The 25778-nt window shown below is 47.5% G+C and carries 19 protein-coding genes, 1 tRNA gene and 3 pseudogenes; 6 read left to right on the plus strand and 17 right to left on the minus strand.

What is annotated here, in order from left to right:
• Positions 1 to 128: 128 nt before the first annotated feature.
• Together ACIQZ3_RS06065 and ACIQZ3_RS06070 are read right to left on the minus strand one after the other, a co-directional pair.
• Positions 129 to 2388: pseudogene (locus ACIQZ3_RS06065) on the minus strand (FAD-binding and (Fe-S)-binding domain-containing protein); the annotation flags it as partial.
• Between the two features lie 35 nt (positions 2389 to 2423).
• Complete coding sequence (locus ACIQZ3_RS06070) at positions 2424 to 3161, minus strand: GntR family transcriptional regulator (protein ID WP_397391297.1); 738 nt, start codon at positions 3159 to 3161, stop codon at positions 2424 to 2426.
• 179 nt (positions 3162 to 3340) lie between these two features.
• Between ACIQZ3_RS06070 and ACIQZ3_RS06075 the strand changes: the two are divergent.
• The 3 genes and pseudogenes from ACIQZ3_RS06075 to ACIQZ3_RS06085 all read left to right on the plus strand — a co-directional run bounded on the left by ACIQZ3_RS06075 (position 3341) and on the right by ACIQZ3_RS06085 (position 6348).
• Positions 3341 to 4448, plus strand: a pseudogene (locus ACIQZ3_RS06075) (pyridoxal-phosphate-dependent aminotransferase family protein).
• 73 nt (positions 4449 to 4521) lie between these two features.
• Entirely contained in the window at positions 4522 to 4926 is a 405-nt protein-coding gene (locus ACIQZ3_RS06080) for a heme-binding protein (RefSeq protein WP_397391372.1), read from the plus strand.
• Between the two features lie 6 nt (positions 4927 to 4932).
• Positions 4933 to 6348: a DEAD/DEAH box helicase gene (locus ACIQZ3_RS06085; RefSeq protein ID WP_397391299.1), complete on the plus strand. Its 1416-nt coding sequence runs from the start codon at positions 4933 to 4935 to the stop codon at positions 6346 to 6348.
• On the opposite strand, the gene gluQRS is transcribed toward ACIQZ3_RS06085, so the two are convergent.
• Positions 6335 to 7288: a tRNA glutamyl-Q(34) synthetase GluQRS gene (gene gluQRS / locus ACIQZ3_RS06090; protein WP_397391301.1), complete on the minus strand. Its 954-nt coding sequence runs from the start codon at positions 7286 to 7288 to the stop codon at positions 6335 to 6337. The two genes, ACIQZ3_RS06085 and gluQRS, sit on opposite strands and share 14 nt — an antisense overlap.
• A 15-nt stretch (positions 7289 to 7303) precedes the next feature.
• Here gluQRS and dnaE point away from each other — a divergent pair, with 15 nt between their 5' ends.
• Positions 7304 to 10930: a DNA polymerase III subunit alpha gene (dnaE, locus tag ACIQZ3_RS06095; protein WP_397391303.1), complete on the plus strand. Its 3627-nt coding sequence runs from the start codon at positions 7304 to 7306 to the stop codon at positions 10928 to 10930.
• Positions 10931 to 10960: 30 nt separating this feature from the next.
• Here dnaE and ACIQZ3_RS06100 read toward each other — a convergent pair whose 3' ends face one another.
• From ACIQZ3_RS06100 to ACIQZ3_RS06110, 3 genes are read right to left on the minus strand one after another with little or no spacing between them, the layout of a single operon-like run.
• Entirely contained in the window at positions 10961 to 12118 is a 1158-nt protein-coding gene (locus ACIQZ3_RS06100; protein WP_397391305.1) for a glycosyltransferase family 9 protein, read from the minus strand.
• Positions 12119 to 12138: 20 nt separating this feature from the next.
• Positions 12139 to 12930: a glycosyltransferase family 2 protein gene (locus ACIQZ3_RS06105; RefSeq protein ID WP_397391307.1), complete on the minus strand. Its 792-nt coding sequence runs from the start codon at positions 12928 to 12930 to the stop codon at positions 12139 to 12141.
• On the minus strand, positions 12915 to 13694 hold the full coding sequence (locus ACIQZ3_RS06110; RefSeq protein WP_397391309.1) for a glycosyltransferase family 2 protein: 780 nt from the start codon (positions 13692 to 13694) through the stop codon (positions 12915 to 12917). Before ACIQZ3_RS06110 ends, ACIQZ3_RS06105 begins: the two co-directional genes overlap by 16 nt.
• A gap of 10 nt (positions 13695 to 13704) precedes the next feature.
• Between ACIQZ3_RS06110 and msbA the strand changes: the two genes are divergently transcribed.
• Positions 13705 to 15468: a lipid A export permease/ATP-binding protein MsbA gene (gene msbA, locus ACIQZ3_RS06115; protein WP_397391311.1), complete on the plus strand. Its 1764-nt coding sequence runs from the start codon at positions 13705 to 13707 to the stop codon at positions 15466 to 15468.
• Here msbA and rng read toward each other — a convergent pair.
• From rng to ACIQZ3_RS06155, 8 genes and pseudogenes are all read right to left on the minus strand, one after another.
• Positions 15465 to 16928 carry a ribonuclease G gene (rng, locus tag ACIQZ3_RS06120; RefSeq protein WP_397391313.1) on the minus strand — a complete coding sequence of 488 codons (1464 nt, stop codon included), beginning with the start codon at positions 16926 to 16928 and terminating at the stop codon, positions 15465 to 15467. The genes msbA and rng overlap by 4 nt on opposite strands.
• Entirely contained in the window at positions 16925 to 17548 is a 624-nt protein-coding gene (locus tag ACIQZ3_RS06125) for a Maf family protein (RefSeq protein ID WP_397391315.1), read from the minus strand. Before ACIQZ3_RS06125 ends, rng begins: the two co-directional genes overlap by 4 nt.
• A 7-nt stretch (positions 17549 to 17555) precedes the next feature.
• The gene (rlmH, locus tag ACIQZ3_RS06130) at positions 17556 to 17999 is read right to left on the minus strand and encodes a 23S rRNA (pseudouridine(1915)-N(3))-methyltransferase RlmH (protein WP_397391317.1); all 444 of its coding nucleotides are present in this window, start codon (positions 17997 to 17999) and stop codon (positions 17556 to 17558) included.
• A 13-nt stretch (positions 18000 to 18012) separates the two neighbouring features.
• Positions 18013 to 18399: pseudogene (rsfS, locus tag ACIQZ3_RS06135) on the minus strand (ribosome silencing factor); the annotation flags it as partial.
• Positions 18400 to 18454: 55 nt separating this feature from the next.
• Positions 18455 to 19144, minus strand: coding sequence for an adenylyltransferase/cytidyltransferase family protein (locus tag ACIQZ3_RS06140; protein ID WP_397391319.1), 690 nt, complete (start codon positions 19142 to 19144; stop codon positions 18455 to 18457).
• Positions 19145 to 19160: 16 nt separating this feature from the next.
• The gene (gene hemF / locus ACIQZ3_RS06145) at positions 19161 to 20072 is read right to left on the minus strand and encodes an oxygen-dependent coproporphyrinogen oxidase (RefSeq protein WP_397391374.1); all 912 of its coding nucleotides are present in this window, start codon (positions 20070 to 20072) and stop codon (positions 19161 to 19163) included.
• A 65-nt stretch (positions 20073 to 20137) separates the two neighbouring features.
• Positions 20138 to 21415 (minus strand): phosphoribosylamine--glycine ligase, encoded by a 1278-nt coding sequence (purD, locus tag ACIQZ3_RS06150; protein WP_397391321.1) that lies wholly within the window; start codon positions 21413 to 21415, stop codon positions 20138 to 20140.
• A 48-nt stretch (positions 21416 to 21463) separates the two neighbouring features.
• Positions 21464 to 22183: a YebC/PmpR family DNA-binding transcriptional regulator gene (locus tag ACIQZ3_RS06155; protein WP_397391323.1), complete on the minus strand. Its 720-nt coding sequence runs from the start codon at positions 22181 to 22183 to the stop codon at positions 21464 to 21466.
• A 141-nt stretch (positions 22184 to 22324) separates the two neighbouring features.
• On the opposite strand from ACIQZ3_RS06155, the gene ACIQZ3_RS06160 reads away from it, so the two are divergent.
• Positions 22325 to 22409: transfer RNA gene (locus ACIQZ3_RS06160), tRNA-Leu, on the plus strand.
• A 42-nt stretch (positions 22410 to 22451) separates the two neighbouring features.
• Here the strand turns inward: ACIQZ3_RS06160 and ACIQZ3_RS06165 are convergent.
• From ACIQZ3_RS06165 to lptF, 3 genes are all read right to left on the minus strand, one after another.
• Positions 22452 to 23393: a CysB family HTH-type transcriptional regulator gene (locus ACIQZ3_RS06165; protein ID WP_397391325.1), complete on the minus strand. Its 942-nt coding sequence runs from the start codon at positions 23391 to 23393 to the stop codon at positions 22452 to 22454.
• Positions 23394 to 23455: 62 nt separating this feature from the next.
• Entirely contained in the window at positions 23456 to 24610 is a 1155-nt protein-coding gene (lptG, locus tag ACIQZ3_RS06170) for an LPS export ABC transporter permease LptG (RefSeq protein ID WP_397391327.1), read from the minus strand.
• Complete coding sequence (lptF, locus tag ACIQZ3_RS06175; RefSeq protein ID WP_397391329.1) at positions 24607 to 25722, minus strand: LPS export ABC transporter permease LptF; 1116 nt, start codon at positions 25720 to 25722, stop codon at positions 24607 to 24609. The genes lptG and lptF overlap by 4 nt, the downstream gene beginning before the upstream one ends.
• Between the last annotated feature and the right edge of the window lie 56 nt (positions 25723 to 25778).

Consider the following 25778-nt stretch of genomic DNA (forward strand, 5'->3'; position numbering starts at 1 on the left):
CTTGATAGAATGACTCCAGATGAGATGTATTTTAAAACCCTGCCGCCCGCATTAAAGGCGGCTTAAGCAGAGTAGAGAATCCACTTATAAATCGAGGGAAACTGTTCAAAGGAATGGGGCCACTTCTATGCTTCATCCTTTAAAGTAAAGAGGCATGAAGGCTCGAGGCCAATAATCGGGATGTCTTTTTCAGCAAATGGGACAAGATGATTTACTAATTCATCTAGACTGGCTTTAGCCTTATCCACCATGCCAGCAGCTAAGTAAGTACGACCACAACAGAATTCTTTAGAGCAGCTATTTGATGTTGAGCTTGCCTTTGATTTTTGCTGATCCAAGCACTTCTGTGGAATATGTACACGATATCCGGCGGCCTTCAGAACAGCTAATGCGGCTTGTAAGTTTTCATCTTCAAAGTAAGCGTTGAAGGTGTCGGCTAACAGCACCAGACCCTTATTGCCATTTGTATCAGCCTTACTCAGCTCTGCTGACGTAAATTGATAAGGTGTAATAGCATTCTTGTTGCTCCAGAATGTTTTAGCTTTCCAGATTGGTAGGCTTCTTTGCGCAGAAATGCCCATGATCCACTCTTGCAATTTAGCAATCGGCGCAATGTGATTGCGAAGATTGAGCAGGGAAGGGAGACCAGGAATGCTGCTAATAATTGGAGCGTATTTAGGTAAGTAGGCCACTGCTAAATCGCGCAGCGTATGACCAGTCCGCTTCTTGTAGGCCGAAAGAAACTCAATCTTCATCTTCGCCATGTCTACGCCAGTCGGGCATTCACGGCGGCAGGCTTTGCAACTGACACAGAGCTCCATAACTTCTTTAATAGCATCACTTCCGAGAGGTGAGCTTTCGTCCTTGATATCCAGTTGATTGGATAGTGCGAGACGCAGAGTGTTTGCCCGACCACGGGTGAGATGTTTTTCATCACGTGTAACGCGATAACTTGGGCACATCACTTCTGCATCGAACTTGCGGCAGTGGCCATTGTTATTGCACATCTCAACGGCTTTGGCCAAGCCCATTGCAGGGTCGCCGCCAGTGCCTGGCGCACTCGTTTGTTCTGTGACGGGGTTGTTCTGCACATTCCAGGTAGACCAATCTAAAGCGGGTTGGAGTGGAATCACTTTATAGCTTGGCGGAAACCGGAAGTTGCTTACATCATCCATCTTGGGTGGATCAACGATCTTGCCTGGATTAAATAATCCATTTGGATCAAATGCATGCTTAATTTCTGCGAGAGCTTCAGTAATCTTGGGGCCAAACTGCCAAGAGATCCATTCGCCACGGCACAGTCCATCGCCGTGCTCGCCACTATAGGCACCTTTGTATTTTCGAACGAGTGCTGAAGCCTCTTCTGCAACTGCACGCATCTTCTGAGCACCATCGCGACGCATATCTAAGATCGGGCGGACATGAAGGGTGCCAACAGAAGCATGCGCATACCAAGTGCCACGTGAACCATATTTAGAAAATATATCTGTCAGTGCTTGGGTATATTCAGCAAGACTTTCTAATGGGACTGCACAGTCTTCAATGAAGCTGACTGGCTTACCGTCACCCTTGAGACTCATCATGATGTTTAAGCCGGCCTTACGCACTTCCCATAAATTCTTTTGTAAGCCGGCATCGGGCATCGCAACTACTGAGCCTGGAAGTCCCAAGTCACCCATGAGGTTTTGTAAGGACTTGAGTCTCTCTAGTAAGGGCGCATGTGCTTCTCCTGAGAACTCCACCAATAGGATGGCTTCAGGTGTTTGAGCATTAGCATCAATCAGCGCTGTCTCAATGGTTTTCTTGAAACTCGGGTTGTGGCGCGCTAAGTCAATCATCGTGCGATCCACCAATTCAACAGCGGTGGGCCCAAGCTTGACGATGTGCTGCGCGCTATCCATCGCCTTAAAGAAGCTGGCGAAGTTCACTACTCCAAGCACCTTGTGTTGCGGTAATGGTGCTAGTTTGAGTTCAAGCGATTTGAAGTAAGCCAATGTGCCTTCACTACCAACTAAGAGGTGCGCTAAATTGACGCTGCCATCTTGTGTATAGGGGCGCTCGCTTTGCGGATGAAATACATCGAGGTTATATCCAGCAACACGCCGCAATACTTTAGGAAAGTGGGCCTCGATTTCAGGTTGGAGTGTATTAGCGAGACCTTTTACAAAGTCACCAAGTTGTTTTGCGGCGCCAGAGTGCCGTACCAGTAGTCTGACCGCACTGACTAGTGCCTCCGCCACGCGGCAGAACTGGGACGCCCAAGTCGGCTGCAATTTGGATAGCAGACGCAATATCTTCAGCAGTTTTTGGTACAAAGACCGCAACAGGCATAGCTTGATAGATAGATGCATCGGTTGCGTAACGTCCACGACTAGCCATGTCCGTCATGACTTCGCCAGAAGTTTCTTGTTTCAGGCGCTTTGCTAGCCCCGCCTTATTGGCAACGAATTCTGGTAACGGCAAATCCAGTGGCTTGTTCGTGCTGCAACCTTCTCATTAGATTCTGAGTCAACCAATTGAATAACCACATCACGCTTATTCATGACATGCTGCATCATGACTTTACGCATACGTACGCTATCGCGCGCCTTTAATGCATCCAACATTTCTTGATGCTCTCCGACGGCCTTTTCCCATTTCACGCCATCTTGATTGGAGCGAAAGCGCAGCGCCTCAATGCGTGCGTTAACCTGAGTAAATAGCTGGCTTAAGACCGGGTTGTTCGCTGCATGATTAATCGCTTGATGAATCTTGAGATTGAGTCGGTAGTAGCTAGAAAGATCTCTACGCGCGTACGAGGCCATCATTTCATATTGAAGTGCCTCAAGTTCAATGAGCGCTTGATCGCTAATGTTTTGAGCTGCTAACTCTCCAGAGTAGCCCTCTAAGTTTGCGATCACATCAAATGTGTGAATGATGTCGTCCCGAGTCAGTTGAACTGCAATCGCACCGCGGTTGGCGATTAATTCAACCAGTCCGTCAGCAGCTAAGCGACGAATCGCCTCACGAATAGGGGTACGCGATACGTTGAGTTGTTCTGCTAGCTCACGTTCATTGAGTTTGCTGCCGGGAGTAATCGCACCCTCCACCAATAAAGATCGGAGCTTTTGAAAGGTCGCTTCGTGTAAGTTTTGGGTATTTGGGAGTGCCGTGAGCATCATTTGAAATGCCTTAATTTTGTATACATATTTACTATAACCTATGAATAAGCATAAATAGCGCTATAAAAGCCTTATTTTTTACTTATTTGATAAATATTTTGCATACAAAATTATCAATTGCCAAAAAGTGTCTTACACTGGCTTGCAAGATTAACTATAAAAACCAAACGAGACTCAGCATGCTAAAACTAGATAACCACCTCTCAGGACGTCATTTCTTACATATTCCTGGTCCAAGCCCAGTGCCTTCACGCATTCTGCGGGCAATTAGCTATCAAACGATTGATCACCGCGGCCCAGAATTTGGCGCATTTGGCCTCAAGGTTTTGGATGGCATCAAGAAGATCTTTAAGACAGAACAGCCCGTGATTTTATGAAACCGGTCACTTTGCAAACTTGTGGCGCGCTTTAGCCAAAAAGATTGGCATTGATGTTGAGGTAATTGGAAAGCCTGGTCAAGACACATGGCGCTGGGGTATGGATGCGGCAGTAATTGAAGAGCGCTTACGCAAAGATGCTCAGCATGAAATCAAGGCAGTTTGTGTAGTACACAACGAAACTTCAACTGGTATGACATCCAATATTGCTGCGGTTCGCAAGGCGCTTGATGATGCAAAACATCCAGCTCTATTACTCGTGGATAGCGTATCTGGCTTGGGTTCGGTGGATTATGAGCATGATAAATGGGGCGCAGACGTAACCGTTTCCGGTTCACAAAAAGGGTTGATGTTGCCTCCAGGTATTGGCTTTAATGCGTTATCACCAAAAGCGATTGAAGCAAGTAAACATAGCAAAATTCCAAAAGCCTATTTAGCTTGGGATGAAATTTTAGAATCGAATAAAACAGGCTACTGGCCGACTACACCAAGTACCAATCTGAGGTACGGTTTGCATGAAGCAATCAATATGATGCAGACCGAGGGCATGGATACCATTTTTGCTCGCCATCAACGTTTGGCAGAGGCTTGTCGTCGCGCAGTTGCAGCTTGGGGTCTTGAAAACCAATGTTTAGACCCAAATGCGTATTCACCAGTATTAACAGCGATCGTGGTTCCAGAGGGAATGGATGCGGATGTACTGCGTAAGCATGCCCTAGAAAAGTTCAATCTTTCGCTCGGAACTGGATTGGGCAAGCTCAAAGGCAAGATTTTCCGTATTGGCCACCTTGGTGATTGCAACGAATTGAGCCTCATGGCTGCTTTAAGCGGGGTAGAGATGAGTTTTAGCTCTATTGGCTACAAACCTAAGGCCAGCGGCGTAGTTGCGGCCCAAGAGTACCTAAAGTAAGGCTTGGTCGGCAGACTCAACCTATAATTCACCATATATATCAATAGCATTAGAGACAGAGAGATTAATCATGTTGGCAACTAAACCGTATTTAACCCAGGCTGATGTTCAAAAGATTCTGGATGCAGCAGACAAGCATGCCGCGGCAAATAGCTGGGCAGTGACTATTGCCGTTTGTGATGATGGCGGACATCTGTTGGGTTTAATTCGTCGCGATGGTTGCGCTCCTGTCTCAGCTTACATTGCCGAAGAAAAAGCACGTACTGCTGCAATGGGCAAACGCGAGAGCCGCGTGTACGAAGAAATTATTAATAACGGACGTACCTCCTTTTTATCTGCCCCACACATTTCGGGCATGTTGGAGGGTGGCGTCAATATCGAGGTAAATGGGTTTACCATCGGCGCAGTCGGCGTTTCCGGCGTTAAATCGACTGAGGATGCCGAAACCGCGAAGGCCGGCATTGCAGCCATTCTGTAAGCTACCTTGACAAATACTGTTCCTGAAATAAATTCCTCTACCGGCGCTACTGAGAGTGGCGCCACCCCACCAACAGTTACCTTTGCTGACTTTGGATTAGATCCAAAGATTCAAAAAGCGGTATCTGAGCAGGGTTACAACACCCCAACTCCGATTCAAGCGCAATCTATCCCGCATGTTTTGGCGGGAAGTGATTTGATGGGCGCGGCCCAAACGGGTACTGGTAAGACGGCCGCCTTTGTGTTGCCGATCATTCAAAAGATTTTGCGTCACGCGAGTAGCAGCGCATCACCTGCTCGCCATCCCATCCGTGCTTTGGTGTTAACGCCGACACGCGAGCTGGCTGTTCAGGTTGCCGAGAATGCAGCGAGTTATTCTAAGCACACCGATTTACGCGCCGCCGTGGTTTATGGTGGTGTGGATATGAAAGAGCAAGTTGCCACATTGCGTGGCGGTGTGGAGATTTTGATTGCTACCCCAGGCCGTTTACTTGATCACATTGGTTCTAAAGTAGCCAATGTCTCTCAGATAGAAATTCTCGTGTTGGATGAAGCGGATCGCATGCTCGATATGGGTTTCTTGCCTGACTTGCAACGCATCATTGATTTGATTCCAGCGCAGCGCCAAACACTCTTATTCTCCGCAACGTTTTCTCCAGAGATTAAGAAATTAGCGCAAAGTTATTTACGTACTCCGGTTACGGTTGAAGTGGCTCGCCAAAATGCTGCAGCAGATACTGTGAAGCAAGTGGTGCATATGGTGTCTAGTGCTGATAAGCAGCGCGCAATTGTGAAAGTGCTTGAAGCGCGTACGCGTCAAGGCTTGTCTCGCCAGTGCATCATCTTCACTAACAGCCGTTTAGGCTGTGCTCGATTGGCGCGTTCATTGGAGCGCGATGGTATTAAAGCGGGTGCGATTCATGGAGATAAGAGTCAGGGTGAGCGCACTTTAACGCTGGATGCATTTAAGTCTGGCGCAATTGAAGCTCTCGTTGCAACAGACGTAGCTGCACGTGGTTTGGATATTCCTTCAATGCCTTGCGTGATTAATCATGAATTGCCATTTAATGCAGAAGACTTTATACACCGCATTGGTCGTACTGGTCGTGCGGGTAGCAAGGGTGATGCGATTGCTTTAGTTGATGCCAGTGAAAAACGTTTGCTCGACGATATTGAAAAGTTGATGAAGCGTAAGTTGGATATTCAACCGCTACCTGAAGGCAGTCCTAGCTCTGCACCAAGTAGAAGCTCATCAAGATCCGATGCACTGGCAAAAATGTCAGACCCATTTTTCTATAAACCGTATGAGCCTAGCGCTGCACAGCCGAGTGCTAGCGCTGCAAATACTGAAGAGAAAAAAGTGGGCGTCACTCCCGCAAGACCGGCCGTCGGCGCCTTGCTCGGCGGCTTTAAGAAGAAGTAATTTTTCTATCCCAAGCCTGGGTGGCTGCCAAAAGCCACTCAGCAATCGAAGTATCTTTTCCATCTGGAAGATCACTCAAGCCTAAATGCCTTGCGGCTTTTCGTAATTCTTGTAAAGCCTGCTGCGCATTCTCAGTATGTATGGCGCTTGCTAAAGTTTGTTTGCTGAGCTTTTCACCATGCTCATCCAGAACCAGGGGTAGATGCAGGTAACTTGGCATTGGATATCCCAATACTCCTTGTAGATGAATCTGGCGCGCCGTATTGTTGAGCAAGTCTGCGCCACGCACAATGTGTGTAATTCCTTGCTCGGCATCATCCACCACCACGGCTAGTTGATAAGTAAATACGCCATCTCGACGCCGCAGTACGAAATCCCCCACTTCTTGATTGAGATCCTGACTTTGTATGCCTTGAGCTAGATCTTCAAAATGAAGAATGAGATCTGGGGGAAGAGCGATTCTCCAAGCCGCCTCAGCCAAGAGGGTGTTTCCATTCTTATATGTTCGTATTTCTTGAGGGCGGCAGCTTCCTGGGTAAACCATCTCTTGATTGCGTGGGGTGACCACGCCGCGAGCCTCTAGAGCGTTTTTAATGCTTTGTCGGGAGCAGGTGCATGAATAGACCATTTTCAGCTCGTTTAAGCGCTCTAGAGCCTTTTTATAGCCCTCTTGACGCTTTGATTGCCAAGTCGGCTCCTCGTCCCAGGTGAGACCGCAGGCAAGCAATTGGCGCAGGATTTCTTGATCCGCCCCCGGAATGCAGCGGGGGGTATCTAAATCCTCGATTCTGAGCAGCCATTTCCCTTGATTTTGTCGGGCATCTAGCCAGCTTCCCAGGGCGGCAACTAGCGATCCTGCGTGAAGCGGGCCAGTAGGCGAGGGGGCAAAGCGCCCACGATAGCCGTCGGCTGGGGATGAGGGGTTTTTCAGGTTCGGCACAGCTAAAATGATCTCATGGCTTCACCCCGTTTTGTTCATCTGCGCGTCCATTCCGAGTTTTCAATTACGGATGGCGTTGTTCGCATTGACGATGCGGTTGCTGCGGCTGAAAAAGACGGGATGGGGGCCTTAGCGCTCACTGATTTAAGTAATTTATTTGGTTTGGTTCGTTTTTATAGTGCTGCACGCTCTGGCGGAATTAAGCCAATTGCGGGCGCGGATGTTTGGGTTAGCAATCCTCAGGACCCAGACCAACCGTACCGTTTATTGCTCTTGGTTCAGAACCACTCTGGTTATCTCAATCTGTGCCAGTTATTAAGTAAGGCCTCTCTAGAAAATCAGACACGCGGTCGTGCTGAGGTAGACCCCAAATGGTTTAGCGAGCCTGCTTCTAAGGCTGAAGATAAAGCTGCAAAAAGAACGCTAGCGTATGGATTAATTGCGCTCTCGAGTGGACGTTGGGGTGATGTTGGTGCTGCGCTGTTGGCTGGTCAAGAAGATCAAGCTAAAGACGCCGCTAAACGCTGGGCAACATTATTCCCAAATGCTTTTTACATAGAAGTACAGCGCGGCGGTCATCCTCAAGATGAAAAGCAACTTCAGCTTGCTTGCCACCTAGCAAGTGAATTAGATTTACCAATCGTTGCTACGCATCCTGTGCAGTTTATGCAGCGTAGTGATTTCACGGCCCATGAGGCGCGGGTGTGTATCGCAGAGGGTGAGCTTTTGGGTAACCCCCGTCGCACCAAAAAATTTAATGAAGAGCAGTATTTCTTATCTCAAGAGGAGATGGAAAAGCGCTTTGCAGATTTACCTGTTGCGTTAGCTAACTCAGTAGAGATTGCTAAACGTTGCAATCTCTCTTTAACCTTAGGTCAGCCGCGCTTACCGGATTTTCCAACGCCGCCTGGTATTACGCTCGACGATTATTTATTGCAGCAATCTGAGATTGGTTTGAAGCGCCATATGGAGCGCAACTTCTCAGATCCAGAAGGGCGCGCCAAGGAAGAGGCTCGCTATCACGAGCGCCTCGTGTTTGAAGTGAAGACTATTGCTCAAATGGGTTTCCCAGGCTACTTCTTGATTGTTGCGGACTTCATTAACTGGGCAAAAAACAATGGTGTGCCAGTAGGTCCGGGTCGTGGATCTGGCGCTGGCTCTTTGGTTGCTTACTCACTCGGTATTACTGATCTCGATCCATTGCGCTATAACTTGCTCTTTGAGCGCTTCCTAAATCCTGAGCGGGTATCCATGCCCGACTTCGATATCGACTTCTGTCAGCATGGGCGCGATCGCGTTATTCAGTACGTAAAAGATAAGTACGGCAAAGATGCGGTTAGTCAAATCGCTACATTTGGAACCATGGCTGCAAGAGCAGCGATTCGTGACGTTGGTCGCGTGCTCGAGCAAGGTTATAACTTTGTGGATGGTATCGCCAAGCTGATTCCGAATAAGCCAGGTCAGTACATGACCATTGAAATAGCCAAGAAGGAAGAGAAGCAATTAGGCGAGCGTGAAAAAAATGAAGATGAAGTGCGTCAGCTTCTATCTCTTGCTCAGCAGTTAGAGGGCATGACCCGCAACGTTGGTATGCATGCCGGTGGTGTGTTAATTGCTCCTGGCCGCTTGACGGATTTTTGCCCACTCTATACACAAGAAGCAAAAGACTCTAAAGACCAAGAGAGTGGCTCCGTCATTAGTCAGTTTGATAAGGATGACGTTGAGGCGATTGGCTTAGTGAAGTTCGACTTTTTGGGTTTAACGACGCTGACGATTTTGGCGGCTGCTGAAAAATGGATTAAGACATTACATGCTGATCGTAAAGATTGGAATATCGGTGAAATTCCACTCGATGACGCAAAAGCGTTCGAAGTTTTAAAGAATGCCAATACGGTTGCCGTCTTCCAGCTAGAAAGTCGTGGCATGCAAGGCATGCTTCGTGAAGCTAAGCCTGACCGCTTCGAAGACATTATCGCGCTCGTCGCGCTTTACCGTCCAGGCCCAATGGATTTGATACCGGACTTTATTGAGCGTAAGCATGGGCGTCAAAAAGTAGAGTATCCAGATCCGCGTATTGAGCCCGTTCTGCAAGAAACCTACGGCATCATGGTCTATCAAGAGCAGGTGATGCAGATGGCCCAGATGATCGGTGGCTACTCACTCGGTGGCGCGGATATGTTGCGTCGTGCGATGGGTAAGAAGAAGCCTGAAGAGATGGCGCAGCATCGCAAGATTTTTAGTGATGGCGCAAAAGCGGGTGGTATTACGGAAGGTAAAGCCAACGAGATTTATGACTTGATGGAGCGTTTTGCAGGCTATGGATTTAATAAGTCTCATGCTGCCGCTTACGCGCTCTTAGCATATCAAACTGCCTGGTTAAAAGCCTACTACCCTGCTGAATTTATGGCGGCCAACTTATCGCTTGCAATGGATGACGCTGATAAGGTAAAGATTCTATATGACGATTGTTTGGCAAATAATATTCGCGTGTTCTCGCCTGATATTAATACGGGTGTTTATGTGTTCACGCCATTGCGTGCGCCAGATGCTGCCATAGATTCTCCGATCAGTCATATTCGTTATGGATTAGGCGCCGTAAGGGGTACTGGTGAAGCGGCTATTGAAGTGATTGTGAAGGCACGTGAGACGGGCGGTCCGTTTAAAGATCTGTTTGATTTCTGTGCCCGCGTCGATCGTAGACAAGTGAATCGTCGTGCGATTGAAGCTTTGATGCGTGCCGGTGCTTTTGATAGTTTGTATAAAGACTCTATTCCTGCCGGCGGTAATCCTTACGATATTCGATCCACGTTGTTGGCTTCTCTTGCGCGCGCAATTGAGGCAGCAGAACAAGCGGAAGCCTCAATCAATCAAGTGAGTTTGTTTGAGGTAGCGGGGGAAGAAGATCGCCATCTACCTGAGTTAGTGCGCGAACCAGTCTGGTCTGAGAAGAAGCGTCTGCAGGATGAGAAAAGTGCCCTAGGTCTTTGTTTGACTGGTCACATGTTTGATGCCTACCGTGATGAGACGGCACACTTCATTCGCCAGCCATTAGTCAAAGTGACTGAAGGTAAGGATCAGCTAATTGCCGGCATTATTACTTCTGCTCGCATGTTGACTGGTCAGCGTGGCCGCATGATGATTGCAACCATTGACGATGGCACTGCGGCAATTGAGGTGACTCTCTATAGTGAGGTTTATGAACCGAATCGCTCTTGGCTCAAAGAGGACGAGTTGCTAGTGGCTAAAGTAAATGTCACCCCCGATAAGTTTTCTGGAGGGGTGCGAATCGTGTCAGAAGCGGTGATGGATATTACGGGTGCCCGCATGCGTTTTGCACGCAATGTACATCTATCCATCGATTCAGCGATTGATCTCAAATCCTTACGTAGCCAAATTGGGCCTTACTTGATGAGTAATCGTGTGCGGGATCCCAAGTTAGGGCCTGCCGCAACCTCTATGCCAAGCGCTAGCGAGGGTCTAAAAGGTTTGATGCTCACAGCTGCAGTCACTACTAGCGGTGGCGCCTGTCTCATGCAGTTTCCGGAAGAGCTAAGGATCTATCCAGATGATGCTTGCCTGCATAGCTTGAATCAAATTTTGGCGGCTAAGCAAGCCAATGCCGTTCAGGTTCAGTACCACTAAATCGGCAGTAGCAAAACCACTCAGAGTGCTTTATTTATTTGTAGCATCTTGAAGCGCTGCAATCACTTGATTTGGTTCTAAGCGATCTAAGCATTCACTACTGCTACTTGCGCGATCTTCACAGCCTGCTTTGCGGCAGGGGACGCACTCACCAGGGCCTTGCAAAATCGTGACATTACCAACCGTCTGCGAGCGAGCTCTTAATTGGTAGGGTTGCATGCCAATAAAGCCATTAGGCCAAGGGCCAAAGTTGGTGGGCGGCGTTGAGCCAAATAAGGCAATGGCGGGTGTATTACATGCTGCCGCAAGATGGGTGATCGAAGTATCTACCCCAATATAGGCTATCGCTCCACGAATCAGGGTTCCTGCTTGCGGGATAGAAAGTAAGCCTGCGGTATCGACAACGTGGCTGCGCGTCTTTTCATCAAGCAGGGAAAGAATGTCTTTGTTGAGTTGTAGATCTTGCGTGGCTGGGGATGCACTCAGCACAACTTGCCAGCCCTGTTCCGCAATCCATGTCAGCAATGTTTGCCAATAGGTAAGAGGCCAGCGCTTATAGGCGGTCAAGGGTCCAGGATGTACTACTACATAAGGTGAGTGAAGTTGACCGGCAATACTAGGAGTAATCGGATCGCCAGCAGGGGCGCTTACAGAAATGGGTCCACCAAATAAATCCTGCGGGTTCTTGTAAAAGATCTCGAGCAGACGCAGCTTTTCAGTAATGACATGTTGTGCAAAATAATCCACATCCACTGTATGCAAGCTGATAGCTTTTTTCCAGGTATTTTGTTTGTCGCTTTTGTTTTTTTTAGCCTTGTCTTCCTCGGTAAGACCTTGGGGGTGACCTCCAAGAACACCGACTCTTTGATGGGCTACTACTAAGCCATAAAAATAAGCGCGATCGCTGGGTTGCGTGACTACCGCTAAGTCGTAACGTTGAAAGAGTCTAAAAAATAAGGAGAGATATTCTTTGAGTTTGGGGCGGTCTGAGGTTTCGATTATCTGGGTAACATTAGGATTTCCCTTGAGCATGTCGAGCTTGCCGCGGTAACCCAAAAAGTGAAATTCAGCATCAGGCCATAGTTCACGCGCTTGTGATATCAGCGGCGTAGTGACAAGGACATCTCCAATTTGGCGAGTCGCAATAAATAAAACCTTTTTAGGATTTAGTGCTGAGAATGCAGTCATAGAGGTAATGTAACTTAATCCTAATAAGCTTTAGCCAGAATTTTTTCACGTACGCGACGCGCATTTTCTGCAGCATTAGATTGGTCATTAATGCGGTGATAGAGGTGGAGCACTTCGGTGGACCAGGACCCAGATTTACGAATTACACCTTTATTTTGTAGTCTAAACACAAAATCAGCATCCTCATGCCCCCAGCCTGTCATGGTTTCATCAAAGCCACTAATGGCCAGGACATCCGCTTTCCAGCAGGCCATATTGCAGCCCTTAATACGGCGCCACACAAATTTCTTATATTTTCGCCATGCACCATCACCTAGTTTGATTTTGATGGGCCAGCACTTATTGATGCCACGGGATAGTCGATAGCTTAATAAGTTGTCGGCAAATTTCTTGAAATCCCAATGAGGCCATGAGAGCAATTGTTTACTGAGCTCGTTATTAAGCAAGATGCGACTGCCTGTTACTAGGTGGTTCGCTTGAGATAGCGCTCGATGTTGGGCGATAAAGTCTGGCTGAACGATGCAGTCACCATCAAGAAATATCAAATAATTACCAGCAGACGCTTCGATAGCTTGATTGAGAATACGGGTCTTACGAAAACCCTGATCTTCTTGCCAGAGATGCCTTATTTTCACCGGGAAATCAACCTGAGTGGCTGCGATAAGTTCTTTGGTGTCTAAGGTAGAGCCGTCATCAGCAATGATGATTTCAAAATCCAAATCTGTTTGAGTGCTTAGTGACTCAAGACTTAGTTTGAGAGCTTGCGGCCAGTTGTAGGTTGCTAAAAGTACTGAGATCATTTCTTGGAGCATTGATGATGCGCAGCTTCTTGATGCAGTTGCCATAACTTCATGTAGCGATAGTAGGTTCCTTGCCCGTTGGAGATTGCCAAAGCAAAGCCCTGCGGGCCGTCTAAGAAACCAAGGCGAATAAAGTAGGTACGAGTAAAGGCCCACATGCCATGAAGAACTGCTTTTAAGGGGCTACTCTTTTCCCCTTTGGAAAATGCCTGCTCTGCTGATGCTGTTGAATAGCGATCTAACTTCTGCAGTACTTGCGAGTAGTTCATAAAACTGAAGTGCAATAGGGGGTTTTCAAGTTTGGCCACTTGCCCATTCGGAATCAGCCGTTCATGAACGAGGTCACCTGAGAAGCGGGCAGTACCGCGTTTGAATAATCGATCCACATAATCGGGGCTCCAACCAGAATAGCGAATAAAGCGACCGCAATACCAAGATAGGCGTGGAATTGCAAAACAGTCGACACGGGCTGAATGATGAATTAGCGTCAGAATTTCGCTTCTGAGGGCTGGGGTAAGGCGCTCATCAGCATCCAAGGAAAGAACCCACTCACCAGTTGCCAGATCTAGAGCGCGGTTCTTTTGAGGCCCAAATCCAGGCCAATCCGCTGGTTTGCTAATGATGGCCCCATGTTTTTTGGCGATTTCTAGAGTGCCATCAGTGCTATTGGTGTCGACCACCACGATTTGCTGGGCTATCCCCTCTAGGGAGGCCAGACAATCGGCCAAATTGGCCTCTTCATTGCGAGTAATGAGTATGACGGATAAGGTGGGCATAATTCATTATATGAACGCTCAAGACCGTACCGCCTTAAATCGCTTAATTCAGTATCTGAAGCCCCATATCTGGATGATTATTGGGTCTTTACTAGCTATGGCCCTAGTCGCTGGCGCTGAAACCTCTATTCCAGCCCTAATGAAGCCATTATTGGACCGGGGCTTTACTGGACAGCTCAACAGCAAGCTCTGGCAGGTGCCGGTTTTTTTGGTGGGTTTAGCACTTATTCGCAGTTTGGCCCAGTTTCTATCCAATTATTTGCTGACTCGCGTCATTAATTCGGTGTTGCTCAAATTACGTGAGCAGATGTTTCAGACGCTTTTGAATGCCTCAACTACTTTTTTCCAAAAGAACCCCGCGTCTAATTTAATTAATGCAGTGGTTTTTGAGGTAAACAACGTCCTCACCGTCATGGGCGGCATGTTGATTAGCTTGGTCCGGGATTCGCTCACTGTAGTTGGTTTAATTGGCTATCTCATTTATTTAAATTGGCAGCTGACTTTGGTGGTGTTGGTAATCTTTCCCATCATTGCCTTCATCATGAGCAAGATTAACAAGCGCCTGCGAACTTTAAATCGTGAGCAGCAGACGCTGACAAGTGAATTGGCTTATATCGTTGAGGAATCTGCGGCTGGGTACAAGATTGTGAAAGTGCATGGCGCAGAACAATATGAAATGCGTCGCTTCATGGATAAGGCCGAGCGTTTGCGCCGGTTTGCTTTGAAGTCAGCGGTGGCTGGAGGCTTGAATCAGCCCATTACTCAACTCATCGCCTCTATGGCGCTATCGATCGTATTGGTAATCGCCTTAATGCAGTCCGCCTCTGAAGGCACTACGGTTGGGGGCTTTGCCTCATTTATTACCGCCATGATGTTGGTGATTTCGCCAATTAAGCATTTGGCGGATATTAATCAGCCATTGCAGCGCGGTTTAACTGCTGCGGAAATGATCTTCTCTCTTATGGATCAACCCTTTGAGGAAGATGAATCCCGCAAAGAAAATATGAAGTCCTTGGGCAAGACTAAAGGCGGAATTCGATTTGAAGATGTTGGCTTCTCCTATCAGCAAGAAGCTGGGCGTAAAGATGCCCTCACTGGTGTGAATTTGAACATTAAGCCTGGTGAAGTAGTCGCTTTTGTCGGCCCATCTGGGGGTGGTAAATCTACGTTGGTTAATTTACTGCCGCGTTTCTTTAAGCCCACTAGCGGACAAATTTTCTTGGACGATATTCCGCTTGAGGATATTGTTCTGGCGGATGTGCGCAAGCAAATTGCTTTTGTAAGTCAGGATGTCATTTTATTTAATGACAGTATTGCGGCAAACGTTGCGTATGGCTCTGTAGGCCCAGAAGGTATCGACCGGGGGCGTGTGATGGAGGCGCTTGAGGCAGCTAACTTAAGCACTCTCATGAAAGAAATGCCTGAAGGTATTGATACGCAAATTGGTGATAACGGTAATCGTTTATCCGGCGGTCAACGCCAGCGCTTAGCGATTGCGAGGGCGATTTATAAAGATGCGCCTATCCTGATCTTGGATGAGGCAACTTCAGCTCTAGATTCTGAGTCTGAGCGTCAAGTGCAGGATGCTTTGGAGCGCCTGATGGCTGGACGAACTACTTTAGTAATTGCTCACCGCTTATCAACCATTGAGCATGCTGATCGCATTGTGGTATTGGAGCATGGCAACGTTATCGAAAATGGCACGCATAAGGAACTACTTACTAAAGATGGCTTGTACGCCAACCTGCATCGTATCCAGTTTTCGAATGTCTAACTAAGTACGATATCGTATTGTTCTTGGCGAAAGCTGCCTTCAGCTTGAAGCTTGATGGGCTTGCTAATAAAGTCGCCTAGCTGCGCCAAAAATTGATTTTCTTCTTCAAGGAAGAGATCGATGACATCGGGTGCGGCAACAATCCTAAATTCCCTGGGATTAAATTGGCGATGCTCTCGCACAATCTCCCGCAAAATCTCGTAGCAAACAGTCTGCGCTGTTTTGACTTCGCCCTTACCTTGGCAGGTAGCGCAGGGTTCACAGGTGATGTGGGCGAGGGATTCTCGAGTGCGTTTGCGCGTCATCTCCACCAAACCTAATGAGGAAAATTCGCTTACTGAAGTGCGAGCATGATCGCGCTCTAAATTGCGATTGAGTTCGTGCAAAACGGATTCTTGATGATCCCTGCTCAGCATATCAATAAAGTCAATGATGATGATGCCGCCAAGATTGCGTAAACGGAGTTGACGAGCAATGGCCTGAGCAGCCTCAAGATTAGTTTTAAATACCGTGTCATCTAGATTGCGTGCGCCGACGTAACTTCCAGTATTGACATCAATCGTAGTCATTGACTCTGTTTGGTCAATCATTAGGTAGCCACCTGATTTGAGATCAACTCTTCTGCCAAGTGCTTTATTGATTTCAGCATCCACATCAAACAAATCGAATAAGGCGCGTTCGCCACGATGTAGGGTCAACTTCTCCAAGAGGTTGGGCATATAGAGCGTAGCGAAACCTTTTAGCTTTTCAAAGTTCTCGGCTGAGTCAACTCGGATTTGGGTAGTTTCTTCACCGGTAACGTCACGTAATACGCGTTCAGCTAAGCTGAGATCCTGGTAAAGCAAGCTAGGGGCAGTCTTGTAGTTCACAGCTTCTCTGATCTTCTCCCAGGTGGTGCGTAGGTAAAGCATATCGCGCTCAAGTTCGGTGTCGCTGGCGTCTTGTGCGCTAGTACGCACAATGATTCCACCTTTTTCATCGGCTGGCATCAGTCCAGCAAGGCGCGCCTTAATTGCTTCGCGCTCTTTGGGCTGATCAATTCTTTGGGATATGCCAATATACTTCTCAGAGGCTGCATCCGTGCCGGCTGGTGGAAGATAAACCAAGTTTCGGCCGGCAATACTAAGTTGGGTTGTAAGTCGTGCACCTTTGGTTCCCAAAGGATCTTTAAGAACTTGGACTAAAACATTTTGCCCTTCAAAGAGCAACTTTTCAATTTGAGCTTGAGGATTGTTCTGGGTGATATCCGCAACGTGCATAAATGCAGTGCGCTCTAAGCCAATCTCAATGAAGGCAGACTGCATGCCGGGTAGTACGCGCACTACTTTAGCCAAATAGATATTACCGACGATGCCGCGTTGACGGGTGCGCTCAATCTGCAGCTCTTGAACGGCGCCTTGCTGAATTAATGCCACCCGTGTTTCTTGGGGTGTAATGTTGATCAGAATTTCTTCATTCATATACGGGCAACTTTGGCGAAATCCAATAATTGGTTAACTTCGAAAATGGGTAATCCCATGATACCGCTATAGCTACCTTTAATTGAGGGAATAAAAGCTCCCCCAAGACCCTGAATCCCATACGCACCAGCCTTACCAAAAGGCTCGCCACTCTGAATGTAGTTATCAATTTGCGCTTCGGTTAAGTGGGCAAATTCCACTTCGGAAACTTGCACTAAACAAAGGGGATTGGTTTGGGGATCGACTGTGAGAACAACTGCGGTAAGTACCTCATGCACTTTGCCGCTGAGCATTTTCAGAATGCGTGCGGCATCATCAGCATTTGTGGGTTTTCCAAGGATTTCACCGTCTGGATTGCCGGGCAAGCTGACGGTGGTATCTGCACACAGAATGGGTGCCCATGACCTTCCGCTGTTTTGCCATCTCGCTAATGCAATAGCACTTTTGGCAAAAGTAACTCGCTCAACATATTGACGTGCTTTCTCATTGGGGATGGGGGTTTCAAGGGTTTCTGTATCTTCGCCTGGTGCCGCAATCAGCATCTCAAACTGGATGCCAATTTGTTTGAGCAGCTCTTGGCGTCGTGGACTTTGTGAGGCAAGGTAAATATAAGAAAACATCAATGACCTACTCTCGGTGATAGGGGTGGCCTTGCAAAATAGTCCAAGCTCGGTAGAGTTGTTCTACCAACAAAACTCTTGCCATAGCATGGGGCAGCGTCAGGCTCGACAGGCGCCACATCGCTTGCGCGCCTTCTTTTAGGTTGGGATCCAATCCATCGGCGCCACCAATTAAAAAAGTGATGTCAAAACCTTCTTGACGCCAGTTTGCTAACTGCGTAGCTAGATTTTGAGTGGTTTGATCCTTGCCGCGCTCATCAAGCGCAATGACGCGAGATCCTTTTGGAATGGCGGCTGCAATTTTTATAGCTTCTTTGGCTGGAGTGAGATCAGGTTTGATCTCTTTGATTTCAATACTGCAATCAGCGGGCATGCGCTTAATGTAATCATGGGTTGCAGTTGCAACCCATTCTGGCATTTTGTGACCAACAGAAACAATCGTTAAGCGCATTACTAAAGCATTACTCTTCGTCGTCAGGTTCGCTTGCTTTCACAAGTCCCTTGTCTGCTGCTAATTTGACGCGTATTGGCTTAGCGCCCCACATGCCTTCAAGCTGATAGTAGGCACGCAATGCAGGTTGCAAAATATGAACCACGATATCGCCGCAATCGACGAGCACCCACTCACCAGTCTCCAAACCTTCGACTGAGATGACTTCGCCACCTTTAGCGTTGACGGCCTCTTTAACTGACATGGCCAAAGATCTGGTCTGGCGATTAGAGGTGCCGGTGGCAATGATCACGCGATCAAATAGCTCGCTGAGCTTAGTGGTGTCATAAACACGAATATCTTGTGCCTTGACATCTTCCAGGGCATCGATCACAACACGTTGTAATTTTGTTAAGTCCATAGTTTCTTTAATATTTTTCTGAGATTTTTTATATATAGGGGTGATCTTAGCCTGATTACTTATACAGACCTAGATTTGTGATGATTTCTAAAGCGTGAGACGGAATGTGCTCGGAGGCAATGGGGCTACGAAAAGTGCTTTTAAGCTGATTTCGCAACTCGGTTGATGAAAGGTCTACTGAAAGAGTGTTATCTAGGTAGATGCGGCCAAATCGGCTTTTTTCAAGGGTATCCGGGTCCATACATTGATGATTTGCCAATAAAGCCTCAATTTCAGGACCCATCTCTGCAGAAATCTCATGGTGAGGCCTGCTGGCTACAGCGAAATTTACAAAGCCTAGCAATTGATTCCAGGAGTTCCAGGAAGGGAGATTTAGAAGGGAGTCAGCACCCATTAACCAAGTCAGGCTGATATCAGGTCCAAAACGTTCTCTCAGGGTTTTTGCAGTGTCGATGGCATAACTCGGACCTGCACGATCAATTTCGATGCGATCAACGCCAATTTGAGTGGGGATTTGTAAATAGAGAAATGCTCTCGCTAGATCAATACCTGCAGCTTCGGTAAGCTGTAGGCGGATTTCTGCAGAAGTGATGCCAGTATCTTTTTGCCAAGGCTCACCACTGGGGATTAGTAGCAAGGCATCAAGATGCAAGACCTTTGCAAAATGTGTAGCCAGCTTGAGATGGCCAAGATGTGGCGGGTCAAATGTACCGCCCAAGATGCCAATTTTTTTTGGAGTATCCAAATGCGCTGAGCTCAAGTTAGGCTAGCCAGTCACGTGGCTTAAGGTAGTGGTCGTAAAGCTTTGCTTCAGGTGTTCCTGGCTTCGGCTGCCAGTTGTACCACCACTGCACTACTGGCGGCATGGACATCAGAATAGACTCAGTGCGTCCACCAGAGTGCAAGCCAAAAATGGTGCCGCGGTCGAATATCAAGTTGTATTCCACATAGCGACCACGACGATATTCTTGAAATGCTTTTTCTTCGGCAGTAAAGCTGTCTTTATAGCGACGCTCCACAATCGGCAAGTAAGCATCAATGAATGCATCACCAACTGCGCGCGTCATGGCAAAGCTTTGTTCAAAGCCAAGATCATTAAAGTCATCAAAAAAGACGCCGCCAATTCCGCGAGGCTCTTCACGATGCTTTAGGTAAAAATATTCATCACACCATTTTTTAAAGCGTGGGTATAGATCTTCACCAAAAGGATCCAAAGCATCTTTTGCTGTTTGATGAAAGTGTTTGCAATCCTCATCAACGCCGTAATAAGGTGTGAGATCAAAGCCGCCACCAAACCACCAGACCGGCTCTTTGCCGGGAGCTTGCGCAATAAAACAGCGCACATTCATATGGGTGGTTGGTACCTTAGGATTGTTTGGATGAAATACCAAAGAAACACCCATTGCCTCAAAGCTGCGCCCTGCAACTTCTGGGCGATGGTGGGATGCTGAAGGCGGCATTTGATCGCCACGGACATGCGAAAAGCCCACACCACCTTTTTCTAAAATATTGCCACCATCCAGAATGCAGGTACGTCCATAACCCTTTAACTTGCTATCCTCTGGCTTTTCCCAGGCGTCCACCATAAAGGCTTTGCCATCAAGTGCACTCATTGCAGTAGTAATGCGATCTTGCAGGCCTAAAAAGTAATTCTTTAGGGCTGCAATATCAATTTGAGTATGTTCAGTGGATGACAAGGTTTAAAGATCTTCGTATTGGATGTGATGAATTGCTGAAGTTATTTAACTGCGCGATAGCCAATATCTTTGCGATATTGCATGCCATCAAACTGGATCTGAGAAATAGCGTCGTATGCTTTTTGTTGCGCACCACGAACAGTATCTGATAGGCCTACTACACACATCACACGACCACCCGAGGTAAGAAGCTTGCCATCTTGAAGATTGGTACCAGCATGAAAAGTCAATTGATCTTCAGTATCGGCGGGTATGCCGGTAATGACATCACCATTGCGTGGGGTATCCGGATAGTTATGGGCTGCGAGCACTACGCCTAATGCTGTGCGACGATCCCAATCTAACTCCACTTCATTGAGCGTGCCATTAACGGCATGATCGAGAGCGTTTACTAGATCGCTACGCAGGCGGGCCATGATTGGCTGTGTTTCTGGGTCACCCATGCGACAGTTAAATTCCAAAGTCTTAATCTTGCCGTCTGGAGAAATCATGAGACCTGCGTAGAGGAAGCCGGTATAAGGAATGCCGTCAGCCTCCATGCCCTTAACAGTAGGCATGATGACTTCACGTAAAGCGCGCGCATGAATTTCTGGAGTGACAACTGGAGCAGGGGAGTAAGCGCCCATACCGCCGGTATTAGGGCCTTGATCAGCGTCGAGTAAACGCTTGTGATCTTGGCTGGTAGCTAAGGCTAAAACATGCTTACCGTCGACGAGCACAATGAAGCTGGCCTCTTCTCCAGTGAGGAATTCTTCAATGACAACGCGTGCTCCTGCATTGCCTAACTTGTTGTCAGCGAGCATCCTGTCGACAGCCGCATGCGCTTCTGCTAAATCCATGGCTACAACTACGCCTTTGCCAGCGGCAAGACCATCAGCCTTGATCACAATTGGCGCACCCTTTGCATCAATATAAGCGTGAGCCTCTAATGCGCTAGAGAAGGTTTGATATTCCGCGGTTGGAATGCCATGTCGTTTCATGAACGCTTTGGAGAAATCTTTTGAGGACTCCAATTGAGCAGCTAGTTGGGTTGGCCCGAAGATGCGCAATCCATTGTTGCGGAATACATCTACTATGCCTGCGGCTAGTGGGGCTTCAGGACCCACTACTGTGAGATGAATTTTTTCACGCTTGGCAAAGTCCGCGAGCTCTTGAAGGCCGGAGATGGGGAGATTTTCAATTCCCGCAGCAGCGTGTTTCGCTGTGGCAGTACCGCCATTACCAGGTGCTACATAGACGGTTTGAACTTGTGGGGATTGAGCCAGCCTCCATGCCAATGCATGTTCACGACCACCGGATCCAACTAAAAGAATTTTCATGACGAGCTAAGAAATAAGTTAATAAATAGGATTTATAAATTCGATGACTTACAAGGATGCGTTCGTAAATACTTCTTGAACATCATCCAAGTTCTCAAGGGCATCCAATAGTTTTTGCATGCTTTCAGCTTGCTCGCCCTCGAACTCAGTTTCAGTTTCTGGGCGCATTGTCACTGTGGCAAGTTCTGCTTTTAAGCCTGCTTGGGTGAGCGCGTCTTGTACTTTAGAAAAGTCAGGTACTGGTGTGAGTACCTCAAGTGATCCATCATCATGGGTAATAACATCTTCAGCACCAGCATCTAGGGCGATCTCCATGAGTTGATCTTCATTGGTGCCTGGGGCGAATAGCATTTGACCGCAGTGCTTAAACATAAAAGCAACTGAACCCTCGGCACCCATGTTGCCACCATTTTTTGCAAACGCATGGCGCACTTCAGCAACGGTGCGGGTGCGGTTATCAGTCAAGCAATCAACGATGATGGCAGCTCCATTGAGACCATAACCTTCGTAACGAATTTCTTCGTAGTTCACGCCCTCGAGTGAGCCTGTACCGCGTTGGATTGCCCGCTGAACGTTGTCATTGGGCATATTGGCATCTTTTGCCTTATCGATTCCCAGTCGTAAACGTGGGTTCGTGGCGATATCGCCGCCGCCTAATTTAGCTGCAACCGTGATTTCTTTGATGAGTTTGGTCCAAATCTTGCCGCGCTTTTCGTCTTGACGACCTTTGCGGTGCTGAATATTGGCCCATTTAGAATGGCCGGCCATACGGGTAAGTCCTTTTGAGTAATGTGGCTTGAAGACCTCATTTTAAGGGCTTCTGAGGCCAGGAATGGGGGTACTACAACTTTTTTGTTACACTCTCACCTCTTAGTAAGCTTCAATGCAGTTTTTCCTCTGCAAACACCTGCCCCGGTGATGGAATTGGTAGACGTGCCGGACTCAAAATCCGGTGCCGCAAGGCGTGGCGGTTCAAGTCCGCCCCGGGGCACCATCTCCAATAGGCCGTTATTTACGCGCCGAGATGCTCTAAATCTTAAATCTCGTAAGTTTCCGACTCGCTATTCATGGCTTGCTCAACGATTTTCTTCGTGAGCGTTGGTGAGAATAGTTCGATGAAGGTGTATACAAAAGAGCGTAAGTAAGCTCCTTGTTTGACACCCAAATGCGTTACGTTGTTGCCAAATAAGTCCCCAACTGGAATAACTCGGAGATTGCGATCTCGATCTGCATCGTAGGCTAATCCAGCCACAATGCCCACACCCATTCCAGTTTCGACGTAAGTCTTAATCACGTCCGCATCGATCGCTTCCAAAATAATGTCAGGACTGAGATTGCGTTGCCCAAATGCGGCATCAATCTTGCTGCGACCCGCAAATGCTTTGTCGTAGGTGATGAGTGGGTACTTCGCAATTTCTTCTAGGGTAATTGTTGCTTGATTGAGCAGTGGGTGACTCAGTGGCACCATGACAACATGTTGCCATTGGTAGCCTGGAAGTGCCAGTACGCCAGGAGTATTGGCAATGCCTTCGGTTGCAATTGCAATATCCGCACGATCATGAATCAGTAGCTCCGCAATTTGTCCTGGGCTTCCCTGTTGAATGCTGACCCGAACCTTTGGAAAGCGTTTAGTAAATTCAGTCAGCACCTTTGGCAAAGCGTAGCGGGCCTGTGTATGAGTGGTGGCAATGACGAAGTTACCTTGATCTTGACTGGCAAAGTCTTTGCCAACCCTTCTTAAAGTTTCCACTTCATCCAGAATGCGTTCAATAGAGGCAAGGATGCGTTTGCCTGGCTCGGTGAGCGAGCGAATGCGTTTACCATGGCGTCGGAATATTTCTACACCCAGCTCATCTTCTAACTCAATGATGGCCTTAGAGACCCCAGGCTGGGAGGTGAAGAGCGCTTTAGCGGCAGAGGTTAGGTTGAAGTTCTGTCTTACGGCTTCGCGAACAAATCGAAATTGGTGCAGATTCATATGAATTCCATTCGTTATATCAACTGCGATATAGAAATGAAATTCTATATGATTTTGAGGTATTAAGCTCTAGATACCCAGCGTAAACCCACAATCGCCAAGATGAAATAAAGCAATGGTGGTGTTAGGGCGGTAAGCAGTGCGGGCCAAGAACCCAATAGCCCAACATTCGAGAAGAGGGAGTTAAAGAGTTGAAAGCTCATGCCTAGCATGATGCCGCCAAACACCTTGATGCCAACGCTACCGGCGCGAACCTTGAGGTACGCAAATGGCAGTGCCAAGGTCAGCATAACGAAGATCGTAAATGGGTAGATTACTTTTTTCCAGAACGCAATTGAGTGACGCTGGGCGTCTTGCTTGTTATCCCTTAAGTGCGAAATGAAGCGACCTAAACTAAAGATCGACATTTTTTCTGGGCTGACTAAAAGTACGCTCAAAATTTGAGGTGTGACTTCAGAATTCAGGCTGACGATCGGGTGCACAAAAGTCTGTGCTGAATAGACTGGGTTCAGTGGATCAGTCTGTTTAGTTTCTTTAAAGCGAGTTTCGGTGACATCGTCCAGAATCCAGGTTCCCGTATGATCAAAGCGTCCGGAAACTGCGCTACGAATAGAGAGTAGGCGATACGCATCATCAAACTCATACATGCGAATATTTTTAATTTCGTTATCTTGTTCGATCTTGCCAACGTTGACATAACGAACTCCCGGCCTAATTGGCCCGCTACCGTCTTCATCTCGTAAACGATCTTTTACCCACACCCCGGTTTTAAATTGGGAGCTATAAGATGAACCTAAAGCCTTCATGCGAATCTGCTCTGACAGATTCTCGGTATAGGGTCCTAGCCATTCACTCATGACGAGCGTCAGAACAACTAAAGGTAATGAAATTTTGGCTAAAGTAGTTAAGCCTCTGCGTATATCTAGTCCAGCAATGCGCAAGATCGTGAACTCGGACTGGCTTGCTAGCATCGCAAATACATAAATACTTCCAATCAAACCGGCGATGGGAATGATCTCGGAAATGCGACTTGGAGCTTTTAATAAAACATGCAGGAGCGCTAATGGCAGGGTGTATTGACCCTTTACCGAACCAAGCTCGCTGAGGATGTCAAAAAATAAAAACAGTGCCACCAAGGCAAATAGGATGAAGCCAAAGGCAGCATAGATCTGCCTCGCTAAGTAACGTTCAAATATGTAGGGGAATAGATATTTCATCTATTAGCCAAGAATGAAGGAAGTTGACGGCGCCACCACTTCAGCGAAGGGTTGATGCGATTGCGAATGAGTAGGAAGGCAATGCTAAAGGCCAGGGCGTGTATGGGCCAAGCTGCTACAAAAACATTTACTTTCCCTTGTGATACAAAGTTTTGTGTGAGGTTGAGAAGGTTGCTATAGATGAGGTAAATCAGTACCGCATAAAACATCGCGGTGTAGTTACCAAGCCTTGGGTTGACGTAGGCAAGCGGTATCGCAATTAACACTAGCCCCAAAGCCATCAACGGTAAACCGATACGCCAAAGTAATTCAGCGCGATTGGGATTGATGGTGCCGGGGTTGGAATCGTTCCAGAGTTCGGAGACTGTTTTTTCGCGATCGCGTGGAGCTGGATCGAGGACGCTTTTGCTTTGAATGTGAGTGCTGTACTCAGCAAACTCCAGAATTCTGAAATCTGGTTGCGTGGGCACTCCCTCATAGCGGCGACCATGATTGAGTACGATGGATTTGCCACCCCCCTGTGCTCTTTCAATAAATCCAGTAGAGGCAACAGCGACACTCAGTCGACCATTTTTGGTTTCAGCGGCAAAGATATTTTTCACTTCGCTTTTATCGACATCTAACTCCTCAATAAAAAATACGCGCTCCGCTTTAGCTGACTCTTTAAATTGACCTGCGGCAACCATAGAAACGTCACTACGTTGCTGAAATCTTTGACTAATCAGGGTGGATTCACGATTAGCCCAAGGCCAAACAAAGAGAGCCAATAGGGCGATGATGATGATGAGGGGTGTCGCAAAACGTAGGATTGGTCGAATTAGGCTGGCAATACTGAGGCCGCTAGCAAACCAAACAATCATTTCGGAATCTTTGTACCAACGCACGAGCACTATTAGGACGGCCACAAATAGAGAGACCGTCAGCAATACAGCCATGTAGCCAAGAGTCGCTAGCGCTATGAGAACTAGGGCATCTTCTGGGTTTACTGCGCCATTTGCTGCAAAGCCCAGAATTCGGATGACTAGGGTGGTAATCATGATGGTTACTAAGACCAAAAAAACACCACCAGTCGTAAAACTGAGTTCGCGGCGAAGGGCTTGGTGAAAAATCATGAATAGATGGTGAGTTGGCTGTTATGGGCTCGCTTAAGATGTGAACCTGCATCTCG

The organism is Polynucleobacter sp. (genome assembly GCF_044342855.1).
GTDB lineage: Bacteria > Pseudomonadota > Gammaproteobacteria > Burkholderiales > Burkholderiaceae > Polynucleobacter.